The sequence below is a fragment of the Streptomyces sp. NPDC048297 genome (genome assembly GCF_043201585.1).
GTDB lineage: Bacteria > Actinomycetota > Actinomycetes > Streptomycetales > Streptomycetaceae > Streptomyces.
Genome location: NZ_JBICZA010000018.1, coordinates 81,957 through 100,590, shown reverse-complemented (window position 1 = coordinate 100,590; position 18,634 = coordinate 81,957). Strand labels below are relative to the sequence as shown.

16 protein-coding genes are annotated in these 18,634 nt (G+C 71.7%); 3 read left to right on the top strand and 13 right to left on the bottom strand.

All coding sequences use genetic code 11. The annotated features are described in order from the left end of the window. Positions 1 to 168 precede the first annotated feature (168 nt). The 3 genes from ACGFYV_RS21135 to ACGFYV_RS21125 all read right to left on the bottom strand — a co-directional run bounded on the left by ACGFYV_RS21135 (position 169) and on the right by ACGFYV_RS21125 (position 4,620). Positions 169 to 1,509: an MFS transporter gene (locus ACGFYV_RS21135; RefSeq protein WP_393879944.1), complete on the bottom strand. Its 1,341-nt coding sequence runs from the start codon at positions 1,507 to 1,509 to the stop codon at positions 169 to 171. 289 nt (positions 1,510 to 1,798) lie between these two features. Further along, entirely contained in the window at positions 1,799 to 3,460 is a 1,662-nt protein-coding gene (locus tag ACGFYV_RS21130; protein WP_393879943.1) for an amidohydrolase, read from the bottom strand. Positions 3,461 to 3,720: 260 nt separating this feature from the next. Continuing rightward, positions 3,721 to 4,620, bottom strand: coding sequence for an Lrp/AsnC family transcriptional regulator (locus ACGFYV_RS21125; RefSeq protein WP_393879942.1), 900 nt, complete (start codon positions 4,618 to 4,620; stop codon positions 3,721 to 3,723). Positions 4,621 to 4,839: 219 nt separating this feature from the next. On the opposite strand from ACGFYV_RS21125, the gene ACGFYV_RS21120 reads away from it, so the two are divergent. Continuing rightward, positions 4,840 to 5,844 (top strand): C-terminal binding protein, encoded by a 1,005-nt coding sequence (locus ACGFYV_RS21120; protein ID WP_393879941.1) that lies wholly within the window; start codon positions 4,840 to 4,842, stop codon positions 5,842 to 5,844. Further along, entirely contained in the window at positions 5,841 to 6,665 is an 825-nt protein-coding gene (locus ACGFYV_RS21115) for a class II aldolase/adducin family protein (RefSeq protein ID WP_393879940.1), read from the top strand. Before ACGFYV_RS21120 ends, ACGFYV_RS21115 begins: the two co-directional genes overlap by 4 nt. Before the next feature lie 27 nt (positions 6,666 to 6,692). Here ACGFYV_RS21115 and ACGFYV_RS21110 read toward each other — a convergent pair whose 3' ends face one another. The 6 genes from ACGFYV_RS21110 to ACGFYV_RS21085 all read right to left on the bottom strand — a co-directional run bounded on the left by ACGFYV_RS21110 (position 6,693) and on the right by ACGFYV_RS21085 (position 13,282). Beyond that, positions 6,693 to 8,078: an MFS transporter gene (locus ACGFYV_RS21110; protein ID WP_393879939.1), complete on the bottom strand. Its 1,386-nt coding sequence runs from the start codon at positions 8,076 to 8,078 to the stop codon at positions 6,693 to 6,695. 85 nt (positions 8,079 to 8,163) lie between these two features. Then, on the bottom strand, positions 8,164 to 8,850 hold the full coding sequence (locus ACGFYV_RS21105; protein ID WP_393879938.1) for an MBL fold metallo-hydrolase: 687 nt from the start codon (positions 8,848 to 8,850) through the stop codon (positions 8,164 to 8,166). An 80-nt stretch (positions 8,851 to 8,930) separates the two neighbouring features. Further along, positions 8,931 to 9,443, bottom strand: a complete 513-nt coding sequence (locus ACGFYV_RS21100) for a 3-isopropylmalate dehydratase (protein ID WP_393879937.1) — start codon at positions 9,441 to 9,443, stop codon at positions 8,931 to 8,933. Next, complete coding sequence (locus ACGFYV_RS21095) at positions 9,443 to 10,696, bottom strand: aconitase/3-isopropylmalate dehydratase large subunit family protein (protein ID WP_393879936.1); 1,254 nt, start codon at positions 10,694 to 10,696, stop codon at positions 9,443 to 9,445. Before ACGFYV_RS21095 ends, ACGFYV_RS21100 begins: the two co-directional genes overlap by 1 nt. 106 nt (positions 10,697 to 10,802) lie before the next feature. Further along, positions 10,803 to 11,678 (bottom strand): oxaloacetate decarboxylase, encoded by an 876-nt coding sequence (locus ACGFYV_RS21090; protein ID WP_393879935.1) that lies wholly within the window; start codon positions 11,676 to 11,678, stop codon positions 10,803 to 10,805. 98 nt (positions 11,679 to 11,776) lie between these two features. After that, positions 11,777 to 13,282, bottom strand: a complete 1,506-nt coding sequence (locus ACGFYV_RS21085; RefSeq protein ID WP_393879934.1) for an MmgE/PrpD family protein — start codon at positions 13,280 to 13,282, stop codon at positions 11,777 to 11,779. A gap of 62 nt (positions 13,283 to 13,344) precedes the next feature. Between ACGFYV_RS21085 and ACGFYV_RS21080 the strand changes: the two genes are divergently transcribed. Continuing rightward, positions 13,345 to 14,064, top strand: coding sequence for a GntR family transcriptional regulator (locus ACGFYV_RS21080; RefSeq protein ID WP_393879933.1), 720 nt, complete (start codon positions 13,345 to 13,347; stop codon positions 14,062 to 14,064). A 119-nt stretch (positions 14,065 to 14,183) separates the two neighbouring features. Here ACGFYV_RS21080 and ACGFYV_RS21075 read toward each other — a convergent pair whose 3' ends face one another. From ACGFYV_RS21075 to ACGFYV_RS21060, 4 genes are all read right to left on the bottom strand, one after another. Further along, on the bottom strand, positions 14,184 to 14,723 hold the full coding sequence (locus tag ACGFYV_RS21075; RefSeq protein WP_393879932.1) for a GNAT family N-acetyltransferase: 540 nt from the start codon (positions 14,721 to 14,723) through the stop codon (positions 14,184 to 14,186). Between the two features lie 196 nt (positions 14,724 to 14,919). Further along, positions 14,920 to 17,202, bottom strand: a complete 2,283-nt coding sequence (locus tag ACGFYV_RS21070; protein ID WP_393879931.1) for an FtsX-like permease family protein — start codon at positions 17,200 to 17,202, stop codon at positions 14,920 to 14,922. Between the two features lie 140 nt (positions 17,203 to 17,342). Then, positions 17,343 to 18,092, bottom strand: coding sequence for an ABC transporter ATP-binding protein (locus tag ACGFYV_RS21065; protein WP_393879930.1), 750 nt, complete (start codon positions 18,090 to 18,092; stop codon positions 17,343 to 17,345). Continuing rightward, positions 18,089 to 18,604, bottom strand: coding sequence for a PadR family transcriptional regulator (locus tag ACGFYV_RS21060; protein ID WP_393879929.1), 516 nt, complete (start codon positions 18,602 to 18,604; stop codon positions 18,089 to 18,091). Before ACGFYV_RS21060 ends, ACGFYV_RS21065 begins: the two co-directional genes overlap by 4 nt. Positions 18,605 to 18,634: the final 30 nt, after the last annotated feature.

Genomic DNA, 18,634 nt, shown 5'->3' with positions numbered 1-18,634 from the left:
ATGGGCGCGCGTCTCACGGCCTCCCTGCGCATGGAGACTTCGCACCGACACGGCCGCCCGCCGCCACCCCTGTCACCGTGCGGTTCACAGGGGGGCGGCGGGCGGCCGTAAGAGAAGAGGTACGTCGTCAGTCCCTGTCGGTAACGTCAGTAGTCCGTGTCGGTAACGTCAGTTGGTGGCCAGGGTCGGCGTCCGGTCGCTCTTCTCGGTGGCCGCTGCGCGCTGTGAGGCGAAGTTGCGCAGGCGGAGGGTGCACCAGATGCCGATCGCGGAGACGGCCATGAGCAGGGCGGCGGCCGGCCAGTAGTGGCCGCCTGCCAGGGCGCTGAGGGAGACCGCCGCGAGCGGTGCGAAGCCGCCGAAGATCATGTTGCAGACCTGGTAGGACAGCGAGATCCCGGTGTACCGCACGCGGGCCTCGAAGCCCTCGGCCAGGATCGTCGCGATCGGCCCGTACAGGGCGGACATCACGAGCCGCATCGCCAGCATCGCGGCGTAGATGAGAACCACGCTGCCCGTCCCCATCGCCATGAACTGCGGTACGGCCAGCACGATCACGCCCGCCAGGCCGGCGACGACCACCTTGTGCGCGCCGATCCGGTCGCCGAGCCAGGACAGGCCGGGGGTGACGACGAGTTCCAGGAAGGCCGCGAGGGAAAGGCCGTTGAGCAGCATCGACTCCGACAGCTTGAGTTCGCCCGTGCCGTAGGACAGGAGGTAGCTGGTCACCACGTAGTAGCCGCCGGTCGCGGTGGCCAGGGCGAAGACACCGGTGAGGACGGTCCGCCAGGAGGACTGGAACACCTCGACGACCGGGAGCCTGTCCTCCGTCGTCCGCTGGGCCCGGATCTCGTCCATGACCGGCGCCTCCTCCAGCTTGAGGCGGACGACGAGGCCGACGCCGACGAGCACCGCGGAGGCGAGGAACGGCACCCGCCAGCCCCAGCTGTGGAAGGCCGCGTCACCCCAGAGGTTCACCAGAGAGAAGGCGCCCGTGGACAGCAACGCGCCGACGGAGGAGCCGAGCTGGGCGAAGGATCCGAAGAAGGTGGCCCTGCCCTTCGGGGCGTTCTCCACGGCCACCAGGACGGCGCCGCCCCACTCGCCGCCGATCGCGATGCCCTGGATCAGCCGCAGCACGATCAGCAGGACGGGAGCCAGCGCGCCGACCTGGGCGTAGGTGGGCAGGAGGCCGATGGCGAAGGATGCGAGGCCCATCATCAGCAGGGTGATGACGAGGGTCTTCTTACGGCCGACCCGGTCGCCTATGTGACCGAAGACGATGCCGCCGAGCGGTCGCAGCAGGAAGCCGACGGCGAACGTGCCGAACGCGGAGAGCGTCCGCAGCAGCGGGGACATGCCCGGCGGGAAGAAGACGTCGTTGAAGACGATCGCTGCGGCGGTGGCGAAGGCGTAGAAGTCGTACCACTCGATGGAGGTGCCGACGAGGGCGGCCAGCGCGGCTCGCATGGGGTTCTGCGCTGGTCTGGAGGGGATTGGCTGGGACATTGGGGTCCTCCGGCGGGAGCGGAATGGGCACGGGGAGGGGAAACGGAAGGAAGCGGGTGGGACGGGGAGGGGGGAGGGAAGGCGGAAGCTGTGGGGGTGCCTCGGCGGCCGTGCCGCAGGCAGCGGCACGGGGCGCGGTGAGGTGCGGTGCGCCGTTGGATGGGTGCGGCGCGCGGCGCGACGGGGTGCGCTGAAGGCCGGTGGCCGGGTGTGCGGAAAGTCAGCGGCGGGGCGCGCGGAAAGTCAGCGGCGGGGCGCGCGGAAAGTCAGCGGCGGGGCGCGCGGAAGGTCAGCGGCCGGGTGCGGACCAGGCGCGGGTTCCGCCGATCCAGGTCTCGCGCACGGTGATCGAGGCGAGGTCGGCCGGGTCGCGGTCGAGCGGGTCGGCGTCGAGGACGGTGAAGTCGGCGAGCAGGCCCGGGGCCAGGGCGCCCACCGCGTGCTCGCGGTGCAGGGCTGCCGCCGCGGCCGTGGTGTGGGCGTGCAGTCCGTCGGCGACCGGCAGCCGCAGGGAGGCGTCGCCGAGGACCGTGCCCAGGACGGTGCGCCGGGTCGCGGCCGCGGACACCGCTTCCAGCGGGGCGGGCGGGGCGACGGGCGCGTCCGAGCTGAGGACGACGGGCACGCCCGCGGCACGGCAGGCGCCGGCCGGGTTGTAGCGGTGACCGAGTTCGCCGATCGCGGTCAGGGTGCCGTCGCCGGTGCGCAGATGGTGCTGGGGCTGCATGACGGGGATGACGCCGAGCTCGCCCATGCGGGCGATCTGCTCGTCGGTCGGCAGCCCACTGTGTTCGATCCGGTGGCGCATCCCTGCGCGCGGGACGTCCGCCTGGGCCTTCCCGATCGCGTCGAGGACCATGCCGATGGCGAAAGGCGACTGGGCGTGCGTGGCCGTCTGCAGTCCGGCGCGGTGCGCCTTCGCGACGATCTCGGCGTACTCCTCGGTGGAGTGGTACAGCTGCCCGTGGTGGCAGCAGTCGGCGGCGTACCCCTCGGGGAAGTAGGCGGTCCAGCCGCCGAGCGTGCCGTCCGCGTAGAACTTCACGCCCTGGACGCGGAAGAGGTCGTCGCCGAAGCCGTTCACCACGCCGAGGTCGAGGGCGGTGTCCAGGAGCGCGGAGGTGAGGTAGGCGGAGACGCGCATGCGCAGCGAGCCGTCGGCGCGGGCGCGCAGATATGTCTCCATCTCGCGCCGTGAGGCCTGCGCGTCGCCGACCGTGGTCACGCCGGCGGCCAGGAAGGTCTCCTGGGCGCGCATCAGGTGGTCCGCCATGATCGCGTCGGGCTCGGAGAGGTGGAAGTTCGGGCCGTGGTTGCCGATCTTCACGCCGCCGGGGCCGGTGAGCAGGTCGCAGGCGGCGTCCCACAACTGTCCGTCGGGCTCGCCGGAGGCGAAGTGGCCGATGGAGCCGCCCTCCGGGTCCGGGGTGCCGGCGGTGACGCCGCAGACGCGCAGGGTGCGGGAGTTGACGACGCCGCCGTGACCGGAGGCGTTCATGACGTACACCTCACGGTCGGTCGCGACCCGGTCCAGGTCGTGGCAGGTGGGGTGGCGGCGTTCGGCGAGGCGCCGGTGCTCGTAGCCGAAGCCGCGCACGGGGACGCCGGCGGGGAGGTCGCGGGCCGCCTCGGTGAGGACGGCGACGAGTGTGTCGATGTCGGGTACGCGCTCGGGGCGGCAGTCGACCCAGGCCAGCGCCTGCCCGTACATCACGGGGTGGCAGTGGGCGTCGACGAAGCCGGGGTGGACGAGGCCCCCGTCGAGGTCCAGCGTGCGGTCGGGGCGGCCACCGAGGGCCGCGCGGGCGTCGTCGGCGGTGCCGACGTGCACGATGCGGTCGCCGCGCACGGCGAGAGCCTCGGCCCTCACGGGGCTGCCGGCGACGGCGACGGCGGCACCCGTCACCAGCAGGGTGCGGTCGTCGACGGGGGAGGGGAGGGGGTGGTGCATGAGGGGATCCTGCTTTCGGCCAGACACATGCCAGAGCGGCGCATCGTTCGCGAGAACGCTAAGCAACGAACGAGAAGTTTTCTAGCCCCCTGTGTCACAAATTTTTCGGAAGCTCCGCGTCGCGCAGCCTGCGAATCGTCTGTCCGGGTGTCATGTTGGTGTGGGTCGCGGGTCGCGGGTCGCGGGTCGTGCGTCGTGGGTTGTGGGTTGTGGGTCGTGGGTCCTGCGTCGTGGGTTGTGGGTCGTGGTGGTGCCCGCCGTCAGGCCGCAGGCGCTCCCAGGTCGTACCGTTCCTTGATCAGCTCCAGGTGTACCCAGCTCTCCACGCCCCGGACTCCGTCGCAGGCCCGCATGGTGTCGAGGGTCGCCTGGATCGCCACCAGCGACTCGGCCGTGATCGTGCCGACCAGCTCGGCCCGTCCGACGCATGCGGACAGGAATGTGATCCGCTCGAAGCCGAGGAGCGTCTCGGCCACCTTGTCGCGCTCGCCGGACAGGCGCACCGCGAAACCGCACAGGTAGCCCAGCCCCAGTACCTCCGGCCTGACCAGCGCCAGGACCTTCACCACCCCGCCGTCGAGCAGCCGCAGCGTGCGGGCGCGGGTGGCCCCCGCGGACAGACCGACGCGGTCGGCGAGTTCCGCGAACGGCAGCCGCCCGTCACGCTCCAGCTCGTCCAGGATCAGCAGGTCGGTGTCGTCGAGGTCGGTCACGGTCGGCTCGCCCGCCAGCAGATACGGGTCCTTGAGGTGGCGCATGCTGATCAGCGGATCCACCGCCGACACCCCGGGCAGGGCGCGCACCCGCTCGATCGCCCGGTCCAGCTCCCGCAGACCCTCGGTGCGCAGCTCGGCCATGATGGACCGCTGCCCGGCCGTGACGGTGACGAAGGGTGCCTGGGGCATCGCAGCGATCGCGCGCGCGACCGGCCGCGCCTCCCCGGAGACGTCGATCGACAGATGGGCGGACGTGGTCAGCCCGCGCACCGCGGGGTGTACGACGGCGACCACCCGCACCGCGCCCGAATCGAGCAGCCGCTGCACCCGGGCCCGGGTCGCCGGGCGGGACAGGCCCGCGTGCTGCGCCAGCGTTTCGTAGGTGAGACGGCCGTCGCCCTGCAGGGCGCGAACGACGGTCAGGTCGATGTGGTCCAGATCCACCTGGGCTGATCCCCTCGGCTCGTCGGCCCGGAGAGCGAGCGCACCCGGGTCCGCCCACATTCTCGGCCATGCGCCCCGGGCGGCCTCGACGGCCCCGGTGGAGGTGACATGGATCACCGGCAGACGTCTCGATCGTCAATGGACAGCCTGATGGATTGAATCGTAAGTTAATGACGTGAATCGCAGACGAATCATCTTCCCTGGGATGAGGTGGGTGGCATGACCGGTCCCCTCGCCGTCTTCACCGACACCGAGGACCTCGACCCCGCGCCCGGCGTACGACTGCTCGAAGACGCCGGATTCGCCGTGCACGTCGCCCGAACCCGCGACCCCGACGTCATCGCCGCAGTTGCCCGGGACGCCGTAGCCCTTGTCGTCGGGTACGCCCGCATCGACGAGGCCCTGCTCGACCGGCTGCCCCGGCTGCGCCTCCTGGCGACCATGTCCGCCGGATACGACATGATCGACACCGGCGCGGCGCGGCGCCGCGGACTGTGGGTGACGAACCTGCCCGACGCCGCCACGGAGGACGTCGCCGTCCACGCCCTGGCCTCGGCCCTCTCCCTGGTGCGCAGGCTTCCGCAGGCCGACGCAGTCGTCCGCTCGGGCGGCTGGAACACCGAATTCATCGAGCGGACCCGACTCCCGCGCCGGGCGAGCGAATTGACCCTCGGTCTGGTCGGACTCGGGCGCATCGCCCGCACGTTCGCGGCACTCGCCGCCCCCGTCTTCGGCCGCGTCGCCGCCTACGACCCCCACGCGGACCCTGCCCGCTGGCCCGCCGGCGTGGAACGCCACGACAGCGCCGCCGGCCTCGCGGCTGCCTCGGACATCCTGTCCCTGCACGTGCCGCTCACCCCGGCGACCCACCATCTGGTCGACGGGGCCCTGCTGGAGCGGATGCGCCCCGGCGGCTTCCTCGTCAACGTCTCCCGGGGTGAACTCGTCGACCCCCGGGCCCTGCTGGACGCGCTCGACTCGGACCGGCTCGCAGGGGCCGCTCTGGACGTCTTCCCCTGCGAGCCACCACCCTCCGACGATCCGCTGCGCCGCCACCCCCGCATCCAGCTGTCCCCGCACAGCGCCTACCTCTCCGACACCTCACGCCGCGCCTATGTCTGCCGACCCGCCGAGAACGTCATCGCCTGGCATCGCACCGGCCGGCCACTGACCCCCGTCATCGACCCCACGACCGAACCCGCACCCCAGGAGGCCACCCCGTGACCGACGCCCTCACCACGCCTGCCCCGGCCCTCGCCCCCACGTCCACCCCGTCCTTCGCCGACGCCTCCGCCGACGCGCTCGCCGAGGAGTGGCGGCTGCGCCGCGAACTGGCCGCCGTCTACCGCCTCGTCGCCCACTTCCGGATGACCGACCTGATCTTCACCCACATCTCGCTACGGCTGCCCGGACCCGAGCACCACTTCCTCATCAACCCCTACGGGCTCCTCTTCGAGGAGATCACCGCCTCCAACCTGGTCAAGATCGACCTCGACGGAAACCCCGTCGAACCCACCCCGCACCCCGTCAACCCCGCCGGATTCGTCATCCACAGCGCGATCCACGCCGCGCGCGCCGACGCCCACTGCGTCCTGCACACCCACACCAAGGCGGGGTGTGCCGTCGCCGCCCAGCGCGAGGGACTGCTGCCCGTCAACCAGATGTCCATGGAGTTCCACGACCGCGTCGGCTACCACGACTACGAGGGCGTCGCCCTCAACCTCGACGAACAGCGCCGCCTCGTCGCCGACATCGGCGGCCACCCCGCCCTGATCCTGCGCAACCACGGCCTGCTCACCGTCGGCGAGACCGCCGCCCAGGCATTCCTGCGCATGTACTACCTGGAGAAGGCCTGCGAGATCCAGGTGACCGCCCAGGCGGGCGGCGCTCCGCTCGTCCTTCCCTCCCCGGAGGTCTGCGCATACACGGCCCAGCAGCTCACGGGCGAGGCCACATCCGACTTCGAGGACCACGACGCCTACGGCCTCGCCTGGTCGGCCCTGCTGCGCCTGCTCGACCGGACCTGCCCCGACTACAAGGACTGACAAGGACTGACAAGGGCTGACAGCAAGTCAGATCGTCTCCAGTGAGCGGGTGTTCGTACGCGGTCCGAGCAGGAGGACCGCCAGCGCGAGCGAGGCCAGGAGCAGGGCGCTGAGACCGTAGAGCGCGGAAGCGCCGAGCGCTTCCAGGACGTTGAGGGCGATGAACGGCAGGACGGCGGACACGAGTCGGGAGAGGGCGTACGTGCGGCCCACGAAGGTGTTGCGCACGCTCGTGGGGAACAACTCGGCGGCGTAGGACCGGGACACGGTGGCCTGGACGACGCCGGCGGTGCTGGTCAGGGCTCCGGCGACGACGATCACCGCGGTCGAGGTCGCCGTGCCGAACACGCATCCTGTGGCGGCCACGGTGAGCGTGGAAGCGACGACCAGGGTTCGCCTCTGGACACGTTCGGCGAACTGGGCGAGGACGAGTGCCCCGACGGGGTAGCCGATCGCGATGAGTCCGGTGTAGGCGAGGGAGTCGACGACGTCGTAGCCCTTGGCGAGCAGCACGAGCGTGGCGATCGAGGCGAAACCGTAGAAGCCGATGGGGCTGAGGACCTGCATGAAGCAGACCAGCAGGGTCCGTTGCGCGGGGACGGAAGGGGTGGCGGGGGCGGCGGTGACGGGTGCGGCCAGGGGGACTTGCTCGGTGTCCGTCTCGTCGGCGGTGGCCGGAGGGCTGGCGTCGGTGCCGGGCTTGAGACCGGCTTCCGCCTCGATGCGGCGGACCAGCGTCAGGGCCTCCGTCGTGCGGCCTTGGGTGGCGAGCCAGCGGGGGGACTCCGGGAGTTGACGTCTCAGGAGCCAGATGACCACGGCGCCGGTGCTGCTGGCGATCAGCAGCCAGCGCCAGCTGGGCAGGCCGGCGACGAGGTGGGGGAGCCGGGAGGCGAGGATCCCGGCGACGGGGACGGCGAGCATACCCAGGGCGTAGCTGGCGGCGAGGAGCCGCCCACGGCGCCTGGCAGGCATGAGTTCGGTCAAGTAGGTGTCGACAAGGGTGAGTTCGGCTCCCAGTCCGATGCCGATCAGCACGCGCATGGTAACGAGCGCCGGGAGCGACCAGGCGGTGGCACACAGCAGTGCGAGAGCGGCGTACGCGATCAGGTTGACCTGGAACATGCGGCGGCGTCCCCATCGGTCCGCCGCCCTGGCCAGGGCGAAGGCACCGATCGCCTCTCCGAGGAACGGAGCGCCGATGAGGAGGGACCTGTCGGCGGTGGTGGCCGCCCAGGCCGCGGGCAGCAGCGGGATCAGAAGGGTGCCGAGGGCGACTTCGAAGAAGTTGAAGAAGGAGCCGAGGCCGATCAGTGCCACGATGCGGCGGTGCGGGCGGGTCACGGGCAGGGCGTCGAGGCGTCTGGAGATCTCGGTCTGCGCAGGCGCATGAGCGGTGTCGGAGGTGTTCATGGGGCCTTCCGTGCGGCTCGGAGGGAGAGACGTCGCGGGCCGGGGAAGGCCCCGGCCCGCGACGGACCCCGTCAGGACTGAGTGATCAGGGCAGAAGGTTCAGCCACTCGCCGAACGTGTCGGCGCCCTGTCCGGTCAGAGGGGCGCCGTGGGCGAAGCCGACCGCGGCGAGGTCGCGGGGGAGGCGGGCGAGGCTGCCGGTCCGCAGGTGCGGGTCGGCAGCCAACGCGGCCGGTCCCAGGGCGAGTTCACCACGGTGGAAGACGGCGTCGCCGGTGAGCAGGGTCCGCGAGGGCTCGTGGACGAGGACGACATGACCGGGGGAGTGTCCGGGGGTGTGGACGACGCGCAGTCCTGAACCCGGCGCGACGAGGGATGCGTCGGTGAGCGGGCCGTCCGCGCGGAACGGCTTCCAGTGCAGTTTGGGCAGCCTGTCCAGAAGCCGTCCCAGGCCTCCGGAGCGTCCCGCCGGGGGAACGCGCCCGGCGGCGAGCCAGGAGTGCTCCGCAGGGTGCGCCAACACCGGTGCTCCGGTCAGCTCCCGAAGCTCGGAGGCCCCCTGGACGTGGTCGGGATGCGCGTGGGTGATCACGATGCGCTTGATGTCGGACGGCCTCCGGCCCAGTTCGGCGAGCGTGGCGAGGATGACACCGGGAGCGCCGGCCCAGCCGACGTCGACGAGGGTGTAGCCGTCGTCCTCCTCGACGAGGAAGGCGTTGTCGCGGCGGGTGGTGGGGATACGGAAGACGCCGGGGGCGAGTTGTTCGGTCATGGAGAGGCTCCAGGGGCGGACAGCTGAACGCAGGAAAAATGCGTGGAGTTCGGCGGTCGGCGCCCGGTCTGATGGCTGCTCTAGGGGGCAGCGGGGGCGGGGATGTAGCCCTCGCGGGCGAGCTTCGGCAGGATGCCGCCGGCCTCGATGATGTCCAGGACCAGCGGGGGCAGTGCGCCGCCGGTCAGACGGTCGCCGGTGGTGGTGTTCTCTATCCAGCCCTCGGCGAAGTCGAGGCGGGCGGTGTCGCCGTCCGAGAAGGCCGTCCGGACGCCTGGCACGGCGAGGGCAGGCAGGCCGTGGTTGATGCAGTTGCGCAGGAACAGGGAGTTGAACTCGTCGGCCACGAGGGCGGCGACACCGAGTTCGCGGAAGAGCGCGGCGACCGGACGAGAGGAACCGAGCCCGAAGTTGCGGCCGGCGACCACGATGTCTCCGGCCTTCACCTGGTCCGCCCAGCCGGGCCGCAACTCGTAGAAGATATGGCGCGCGGCCTCGGGGACGGACAGTTTCATCGCGAAGGCCGGGTACATGGCGTCGGTGGTGACCGAGTCGCCCACCACCCAGACGCGGCCGACTATCTGAGTGTTCATCAGTTCGTGACTCCTCGAGGGTCGGTGACATGACCGGCGAGCGCGGAGGCGGCGACGGTGGCCGGGGAGGCCATGTAGATCTCGGCGTCGGGGCTGCCCATGCGGCCGGTGAAGTTCCGGGTGGAGGAGGTCAGGCAGACCTCGCCGGGGCCGAGGAGGCCCATGTGGTAGCCGAAACAGGCGCCGCACGTGGAGTTGGTGATCACCGCTCCCGCGTCGGCCAGGTCCTGCAGATAGCCGGCGCGCAGGGCGTCGCGGTACACCTGCTGGGAGGCGGGTGTGACGAGCAGTCGTACACCGGGAGCGACCCGGCGGCCCTTGACGACGGCCGCGGCGATGGCGATGTCCTCCAACTGCCCGTTGGCGCACGAGCCGATGAAGCACTGGTTCACCGGCCGCCGTTCGATGGCGGACACCGGCAGGGAGTTGTTGCTGACAGTGCCCGGACGGGCGACATGGGGTTCCAGGGCGGACAGGTCCACCGTGCGTACGTCGGCGTAGGCGGCGTCGGGGTCGGGATCTGCGGCCTGACAGGTGTCGGGGGTGACCCCGCGTTCGGCGAGAAAGGCCGCGGCCAGGTCGTCGATGGGGAAGGTGGAGAAATCGGCGGAGATCTCCGCGCCCTGGGTCGCGATGGTCCGCCGGTCGTTCATCGGGATCGAGGCCAGCCCCGGACCACCGAACTCCAGGTTGTGGTTGGTCGCGTCGCCCCAGGTGCCGGCGATGTGCAGGAAGATGTCCTTGCCGTAGACGCCGTCGGGCCTGCTCCCGGTGAACTCGTAACGCAGCGTGGGGGCGACCTGGAACCAGGTCCGCCCGGTGCACAGGATCGAGTAGACCTCGGCCGGGCCGAGACCGCGGGCGGCGGTGTTGTAGGCGCCGGCTGCGCAGGTGTGCGAGTCGGTGCAGGCCAGTACCTCGCCGGGGCGTGCCAGCCCGTTCTCGGCGATGACCTGGTGACAGATGCCGTGCCGGCCGACGTCGTAGAACTTCTCGATGGCGAAGTCGCGGGCGAAGGCCCGCGCGCGGGTGCCGCCGGTGGCGTCGCCGACAGAGGGGGCGGGGACCGCGTGGTCCATGACGACGGCGACCTTGTCGGGGTCGTGGATCCGCAGGGGCTGGGTCCACAGGGTGGAGAACTGCAGGTCGATCATCACGGTCATGTCGACGTCGGTGACGACGGTCTGTCCGGCCGTCACCTGGTCCTGCCCGGACTTGCGGGCCAGGATCTTCTCGATCATGGTCATGCCCATGGGTGTCGCTCTCCATGGTCGGGGCCGATTCGCGGGTGAGTCGGCAGGGGGGTGAGGGCGCGCGGGGGCGCGAGGGGCGTGTGAGGGGTACGAGGGTGTGCGGGGGTCATGCCTGTTCGGTCCGGTAGCGCTCGCCGACGGTGGTCCACTCGCGCAGGCCGACGAGTTCGAACAGCCCCTGCGGGCCGGGCGTGAGGTCGGTGGGCAGGGTGCCGCCGAGGCGCTGCAGGGAGTCGAACCCGGCGAGCACGGTGGGGCCGAGCAGAGCGCCGGGGTGGATGGCGATGCGGTAGCCGAGCCGGGAGAGCCGGTCGGCTGCGGTGTCGGGGGTCAGGCCGCCCTGCACCATGTTGATCAGCAGCGGTGCCGTGACCTGGGCCGCGATCTGCTCGATCTCGGCGCTGTCCTGAGGTGCCTCGACGAAGACGACGTCGGCGCCGGCGGCGGCGTAGCGGTTGGCGCGCTCGATCGCCGCGTCGATGCCGAGCGGTCCGCGGGCGTCGGTGCGGGCGACGATGACGGTGTCCGGGTCGGCGCGGGCGTCCAGGGCCGCGTGGAGCTTGGCCTCGAACTCGGCGGCGGGGATCAGCTCCTTGTCGGGCAGGTGCCCGCACCGCTTGGGGAAGGCCTGGTCCTCCAACTGCACGGCGGCGACGCCGGCTTGTTCGTAGGCGCGCACCGTGCGCACCACGTGCATCGGCTCGCCGTAGCCGGTGTCCGCGTCGGCGATGAGCGGCACCTCACCGAGCGCCTCGGCGACGATGCGGGCGCGCTCGGCCATTTCGGTGGCGGTGAGCAGTCCGATGTCGGGGAGGCCGTAGCCGGCGACGGCCACGCCGGCACCGGTCAGGTATGCGGCGGGGAAGCCGCACCGGGCGACGAGGTGGGCGCCCAGGCCGTCGTACACGCCGGGCGCGGTGATCAGGCCGTCGGCGGCCAGGAACCGGCGCAGGCGAGCACCGGGGGTCTGAACTGGGGTCATGGGGGTCTCCGGACGGGGCGCGGGAACGTCGGTGGTGGTCTCGGGCGAAGGGCGCGGGTGCGCAGGCGGTCGTCCCGGGACGGGTGGGCGTGGGAAGGTCAGTCGAGGGCGCGGCGCACCGGGGCGGCCAGCAGGTCGATGAGGGGACCGAGGTCGGATTGCTGCTCCAGGGTCAGGACGCGCCGTTCGATCTCCCGCGCGCGATCGGGTTCCACGACGTGGCCGGCCAGGACGCGGAACTTGGCGACGATCTCGTCGTTGGTCAGCGGGTCGTCCGGCCCGCCGTGCGGCTGGTTGAGCGCGCGGGTCAGCACCCGGCCGTCGCGCAGCCGCAGGGTGACGCGCGTGTTGTAGCCGGGCTCGTCCCAGGAGGGGTCGTGCGGTGCGTCGACCTGCTCGACGGTGGTGCGGGCGATCAGGGACCAGACGTCGTCGGCGTCGATCCGCGCGCCGGTGAACTGGGCCGGGCTCACCACGCCGTCCAGCAGGGCGACGGCGGTGGCGTAGCCGATGTTCATCTGGGCGCCGATGGTGGTCAGCGGCCGTTGCGGCTCCCACCAGCCGTGGTGGTACACCGCGGCAGGCACCTCGATCAGGATCCCGGCGACGTCGTCCGCGGTCACCTTCTCCTCGTCACGCATCGCGAGAACCGCGTCGATCGCCGGGTGCAGACCGCCCATTGCGGCATGGATCTTGACGGCGATCTGCTCGGTGTCCCACCGCTCGCCCAGCGCCCGCGTGATCTGGCTCGCGTCGGGGTCGTGGCCCTCACCGAAGGTGGCCAGGAAGCCGCCGTAGGGCCGTTCGAAGACCCGCTTGATCCCGGTGTAGCCCGCCGCCGCGAGTCCCGCGGCGTAGAAGCCGTTGCGGGAGGCCAGCCCATGGTGCATGCGCTTGGACATGGCCTCGTACTGGGCGGCCATCAGGCCGGACGACTGGGTCGCGGCCAGGCCGAGGGCGTCCTCGAAGGCGGCCGCGTCCAGGCCGCGCAGGACACCTGACGCGGCCGCGGCGGCGTGCGTGCCGAAGACGGAGCCCGAGTGCCAGCCGCGCACCAGCATCTCCCTGCCGTGCAGGGCGAGGCCGACCCGGGTTCCCGTCTCGAAGCCGGCGATCGCCGCCCGCAGGAAGCGCTCGCCGGAGACCGGGCCCATCTGGGAGGCCGTGGACAGCAGGGCCGGCAGCACGAGCGAGGCGCTGTGCAGCGGCGCCGCGGGGAAGTAGTCGTCGAGTTCGAAGCCCTGGACGAAGGTGCCGCCGAGGACCGCGGCGGCCGGAGCGCTCGTGGAGCGTCCCCAGCCGATGACGGGGACGTCGCCGGCCCCCTCCAGGGCGAGTACGGCGTCGACGGCGGTGCGCGACCAGGGCAGTTGCGCCCCGATCAGCGCGCAGCCCACGCCGTCGAGGAGCACGTGGGCGGCTCGCTCACGCACCCGCGCGGGGATCTCGGTGCCGACGATGCGGCTCAGCCACAGCGAGAGGCGCCCGGTCGGACCGTCGGGATCGCTCGGAGCGTCGAGGCCGTCGAGGCCGTCGTGATCGGCGGGATCAGTGGGTTCGGTGGGCTTCCCCCGCGTGGGGGTGGCGACGGGAGGCTGGGACATGGTGTGTCGTCTCCAAGGCGTACCTACGATGTTCGATATTAGAAGTTATAACATCTACTTTCATGCCTGTCACCGGTAAGGTGGACGCCGTGGTTCTCAAACGCTCATCGGGCCCCCGCACCGCCGAAGCGATCGCGCTCAACGAACTGCGCGACGCGATCATCCGAGGCGACCTTCCGCCGGGGACCCAGATCCGCCAGGGCGCGGCAGCCGAACAGCTCGGCCTCAGCGTCATCCCCGTCCGCGAAGCCCTCAAGACCCTCGCGGGCGAAGGTATCGTCGCCTACCAGGCCCAGCGCGGTTACACCGTCGCCCAGCTGCGCCCGGACAGTGTCGACGACATCTTCCGGCTGCGGCTCATGCTGGAGTCCCAGGCGGAGGAGGAGGCCGCCGCCCGCCTGCGTCCCCAGGACCTGGCCGAGATGCGCGACGCCCTGGACGCCCAGCGTCAGGCGACCGAGGCCGGCGACGCCCATGCCGCGATCCTCGCGAACAAGGCCTTCCACTTCGCCCTGCTGGACCGCTGCGACAACGAGTGGCTGATGCGGTTCGTCCGCCAGCTCTGGGAGGCGCTCGAACCCCACCGCGCCCTGGCCTACCGGCGAGCCGCCGAGCACGGCGACCGGACCCGGGCGGACGCGATCCTCGACGAGCACGAGGCCATCCTCGTTCAGCTCGAAACCGGGGACACGGACGCGGCGCTCCAGGCGATGGCCCGCCACCGGGAGTCGGGGCACGGCGATTTCCACCGTCTGCTGACCGAGTCGGATCCGGCGCAGTGAGTCCGGACCGCCGGGGACGCGGGTGGCCGTAGCGACGCTACGACGGAGATGGCGAAGGCAGTCGTGTGGACCTCACGGCGGGCCCGTGAACGCACCGGCGGCCGGCACCCGTCCCGGACTCAACCGAACGGCGTGACCGGGAACCGCATGCCGAGCCACTGCTCGGCGCCCCAGGCCTCGAACCGTTCCACCTCGGTGAACCCCAGTTCCGCCGCGAGACGCATCGATGCGAGGTTGGCGCTCTGGGTGGTGAGCACCACCGGTTCGCCGGGAAGCGCGCCGGCGAGCCAGCCGAGTGCCGCCGCGCATGCCTCGGCGGCGTACCCGGATCCCCACGCCCGCGGCAGGAACAGGTAGCCGAGATCGGCCTTGCCCACGGCGGCCGGGCGCCGGTGTCCCGTTGCTCTCCTGAGCAGGATCTGGCCGATCATCGACCCGTCGAGATCGACGACGAGGTTCCCCGGCCACCGCTGCGGCGCCCCGGGCATCTCGCGCTCGAGTTCGTCACGCGGCCGGGGGCCGCCGAGGTAGGTGTGCACCTCCGGCGAGGCGTGCAGCTCGATGAACGCCGCACGGTCCCGGGGCGCGGGCTCACGGAGCACGAGCCTCTCGGTCCGGATCGGCTCGGGCGGCCACGCCACGGGTCCCAGATCTTGCATCCGAGCACGCTAACAGGTGGTCAGACCAACGGGACGGGAATCGGGTTGCACCGTGCCACGGGCAACAGGTGTCCGGTCCGAGGCCGAGACCCCGAGGCCGACATCCGGGGCTGGCATCCGGGGCCGACATCCGAGGCCGACACCTGCTGCTCGGGCCTCGACCAGCCCATCCTGCCCACCCGGCCCGCACGAATCCTCAGGCCCCCGCGCCGAGGGTGTCGGCCACCCGCTTTCGTGTCGCTCGGGCAGCGGGCGGTACGGCCAGAGCGGCGGCTCCCAGGACGGCCGCCGAGCCCATGGCGAGGAGCAGTGATGCCGAGGGCGACTGGGCGATGCCGGCGCCGATGCCGCTGGAGTTCCCCTGTGCGTTGATGAGCTGGTGGGACAGCGGCAGTCCCAGGGCGGTGGCCGCGATGGTGGCCAGGATGACCGTGGTGGTCGTCGTGGTGACCGTCGTGGCGGTGATCTGACGCGTGGACATGCCCATCGCCCGCAGCGCGAGAACGTCGTGCTCGGTCTCGCGGACGGTACCGCTGATGGTGGTGAGGAGTTCGACGAGGCCGATGAGGGCGAGCACGGCGATCAGCGCGGCGATGACTCCACGCAGCGGGGACAGACCGTCGGCGGGGTTGGTGATGGGGTGGCTGTCGAGGTGCCCGTGGCTCGCCTCGCCGAGGCCTGCGGCGACCTGCTGTGGAGTGGAGTGCGGGGTGAGGCGCAGTTGGTAGAAGGCGGGGGAGAGGTGGGGGTCGTTGGCGCGCAGGGTGTCCAGCGAGGTGGTGACGACCCGGCCGGCGTTCTGCGGTTCGATGCTGCGCCCGACGATGTGCAGGATCTGCGGCTGCTCGCCGACGGTCATCCGCACCCAGTCACCCACCCGCACATGGAGCAGGTCGAGCAGGCCCTGGCCGGCCACGGCCTCGTCCGGTCCATGGGCGGCCCTGCCCTCGGCGAGCGCGTAGGGGTAGGGCTGGCTGTGGGTGCCGAGGCCGCGCAGGGCGATGGTCGCGGTCTGACCCGGTACCAGGGCGGCGACTTCGACACCCGGGTAGGCCTGGGCGATGCGCGGGTCGGCCGCGATCAGGGCCCGCACCTTCTGGTCGCTGAGGCTGCCGTCCGGCCGGACGGTGAGGGTGGCGGCGAGTCCCGCCTGCTGGGGGTTGCGGTGGAGCTGGTCGATGGTGGTCCATGCCCCGAGGGCCACCACGATCAGCGCGAGGGGAAGGGTGAGGCGGGCGAGCGTGGTCAACGGCCGGCCACGCCCCGCCAGTGCCTTGTGGCAGCCCAGGACCAGTGCGGCGGGCAGCCGCAGTCCCAGCGCCTGCCGGGCGAGAGGACTCAGGCCCCTGCCCCCGGGAGCCGCCGGCCGGGGGACCGGGACGGGCGGGACACGTCCGGCCCGCCAGGCGGCCAGCCCCGTGGTGAGACCGATGAAGGCCACGGTGCCGGTGGCCACCGTGCCGGTGGTCACGGAGTGCGCGGGCAGTCCCTGCCACACGCTGACGGCGTCGCCGAGCCTGCCGGGGATGCGGCGGCCGAGGCTCTCGATGAGCGTGGTGGCGGCCAGCGCGCCGAGCACGGCGTACGCGAGGTGCTGGAGCAGGAAGATCCGTACGACCTGGGCGGGGGTGAAGCCGATGGCCTTGAGGATGGAGATGTCGCGGAGGTGACCGCGGATGCGGGTGCTGATCGCCCCGTGGACGGCGAGGCCCGCGGCGGCCAGGGCGCCGAGCCCGAACAGGCCGAGCACCTGGCCCAGCAGCCGTGTCTCGCCCTGCGCCTCGGCCCGCGCCTGCTGCCAGGTGGAGACCTCGCCGACCGTGCCCGCGCCCAGCAGGGTCACGGCGCGTTGGACCGCGTAATCGGTGTCCTCGGGGTTGTCGAGCCGCAGTCCGGTGACCTGGCCGTCGGGAGCGAGCGCAGCCGACGGCAGGACCCAGATCAGTCCGGGCTGTTCACCCGGGCTGTAACGGGGTTCGGCGCTGTCGGCGATGCCTTCGACGGTCAGGGTGCGCCGCGTCCCCGGCAGGGTGAGGGTGTCTCCGGGCTCGGCCAGCAGCGCTCGGGCGAGCCCGCTTTCCAGTACCACGCCGTCCGGGTGTGCCGCGTCGAGCCAGTGGCCGGCGGCGAGCAACGGCCGACCCACGGACGGCAGGTGCGCGGTGCCGCGCAGTTCCACGGCGGCACGGGTGCCCCGGGAGGCGACGGTGGCGGACTCCGTCGGATAGGGGCCGGCGACGGCTTGCACCCCGTCCAGCCGGGCCAGGCGGCCGGCGTCGGCCCTGGCGAGGGTGTGGATCCACACGTGGGCACCGTGTGCCTGGGTGAAGGTGCGCTGCCAGGGGTTCGTGGCGTAGCCGAAGAGGGCGGCGGCCAGCAGGAGCGAGGCGACGATGCCGCCGGCGGCGAGGGTGAGGAACAGCGCCTCGCCGCGGTGGGTGCGCAGGTCGGAATGCGCCCAGCGCAAGGTGGCACGCATGGATTCGCCTCGGACGGGGACGGGAGCGGGGACGGGGGGAGAGCTGGGGGAGGGGTGAGGGGCGCGGACGGGGGGAGAGTCGGGGGCGGAATGAGGGTCCGGATCGGGGGCGAGGCCGGGGGAGCGAGGGCGCACCGCGATCAGTCCCTGAGCTCCAGCACGCCCGATGTTCCGGGCTTGCGGGAGGACGTGCCGTCCAGCGCGGCGTCGTCGGCTATGCGGCCGTCGTAGAAGCTGATCACCCGGTCGGCGGCGCTCGCCAGGCGGGCGTCGTGGGTGACCAGGACGATGCTCTGTCCACGCTCGTGGAAGCGGCTCAGCAGCCGCATCACTTCGCGGGTGCCCTTGCTGTCGAGGCTGCCGGCCGGTTCGTCCGCGAGGAGCAGCGGCGGATGGTTGATCAGGGCACGGGCGAGCGCGACGCGCTGCTGCTCGCCGCCCGACAGTTCGCCCGGCAGACTGCGTTCCTTGCCGTCGAGACCCAGTTCGCCCAGGAGCGAGGCGCACTCCGCGTGGGCCCGCTTGGGCGAGACGCCGGCGAGCAGGGCGGGCAGTTCGACGTTGTCGACGACCGACAGGTTCGACACCAGGTTGAAGAACTGGAAGACGATCCCGATCGCCCGCCGGCGTTCCACCGCCCAGCGCGCCTCACTGAAGGAGTCCGCGCACCGGCCGTCGAGCCAGATGCTGCCCTCGTCGGGGCGCTGCAAGCCACCGAGCAGGTGCAGCAGCGTCGACTTGCCGGCCCCTGACGGTCCGGTGATCGCCACGAACTCGCCCCGGGCCACGCTCAGGTCGACCCCGCGCACGGCATGCGCGGGCGCGCCCTCGCCGTAATGGGTCTTCACCAGACCCTTGGCGCGCACCACGGGAGGCCGGCTGTCGCTCACTGCAACTCCTCCAGCTCTTCCTGGCACCGCTCCAGCCAGTCCAGATCTGCCTGAAGGTGCAGCATCGCGCCCTCGATGAGCAGATGGGCGATTCGGTTGTCCCGGTCCTCGGCCGTGGCCAGCTTCGACAGGCTGCGCATGGTGTTGAGGTACTGGCGTCGTTGCTTGTTGATGAGGGCGATCTGGTCGGCGAGTCCCGTCTGCGGAGCGAGGGCAAGCTTCATGAAGAACTCGTCCCGCACCCGGGGCTCGTCCTCGGGTTCATCGAACCAGGCGTGCAGCGCGTTTCGCCCGGCGTCGGTGAGGTGGTACACCTTTTTGTTCGGCCGGCTGGACTGCTCGATGTCCTCGCCCTCGATGAGTCCCTGCTTCTCGAGGCGGCCGAGGGTCACGTAGATCTGGCCGACGTTCGGCTGAGGGTACGCGGAGCCCAGCAGTTGCTCAAGCTCCTGCTTCAGCTCGTAGCCGTGGGCGGGACCGCGGGCGAGGAGTGCCAGGAGGGCTTGGCGCACTAGTCCTCTTCCTTCCCTCCGGTCAATGTA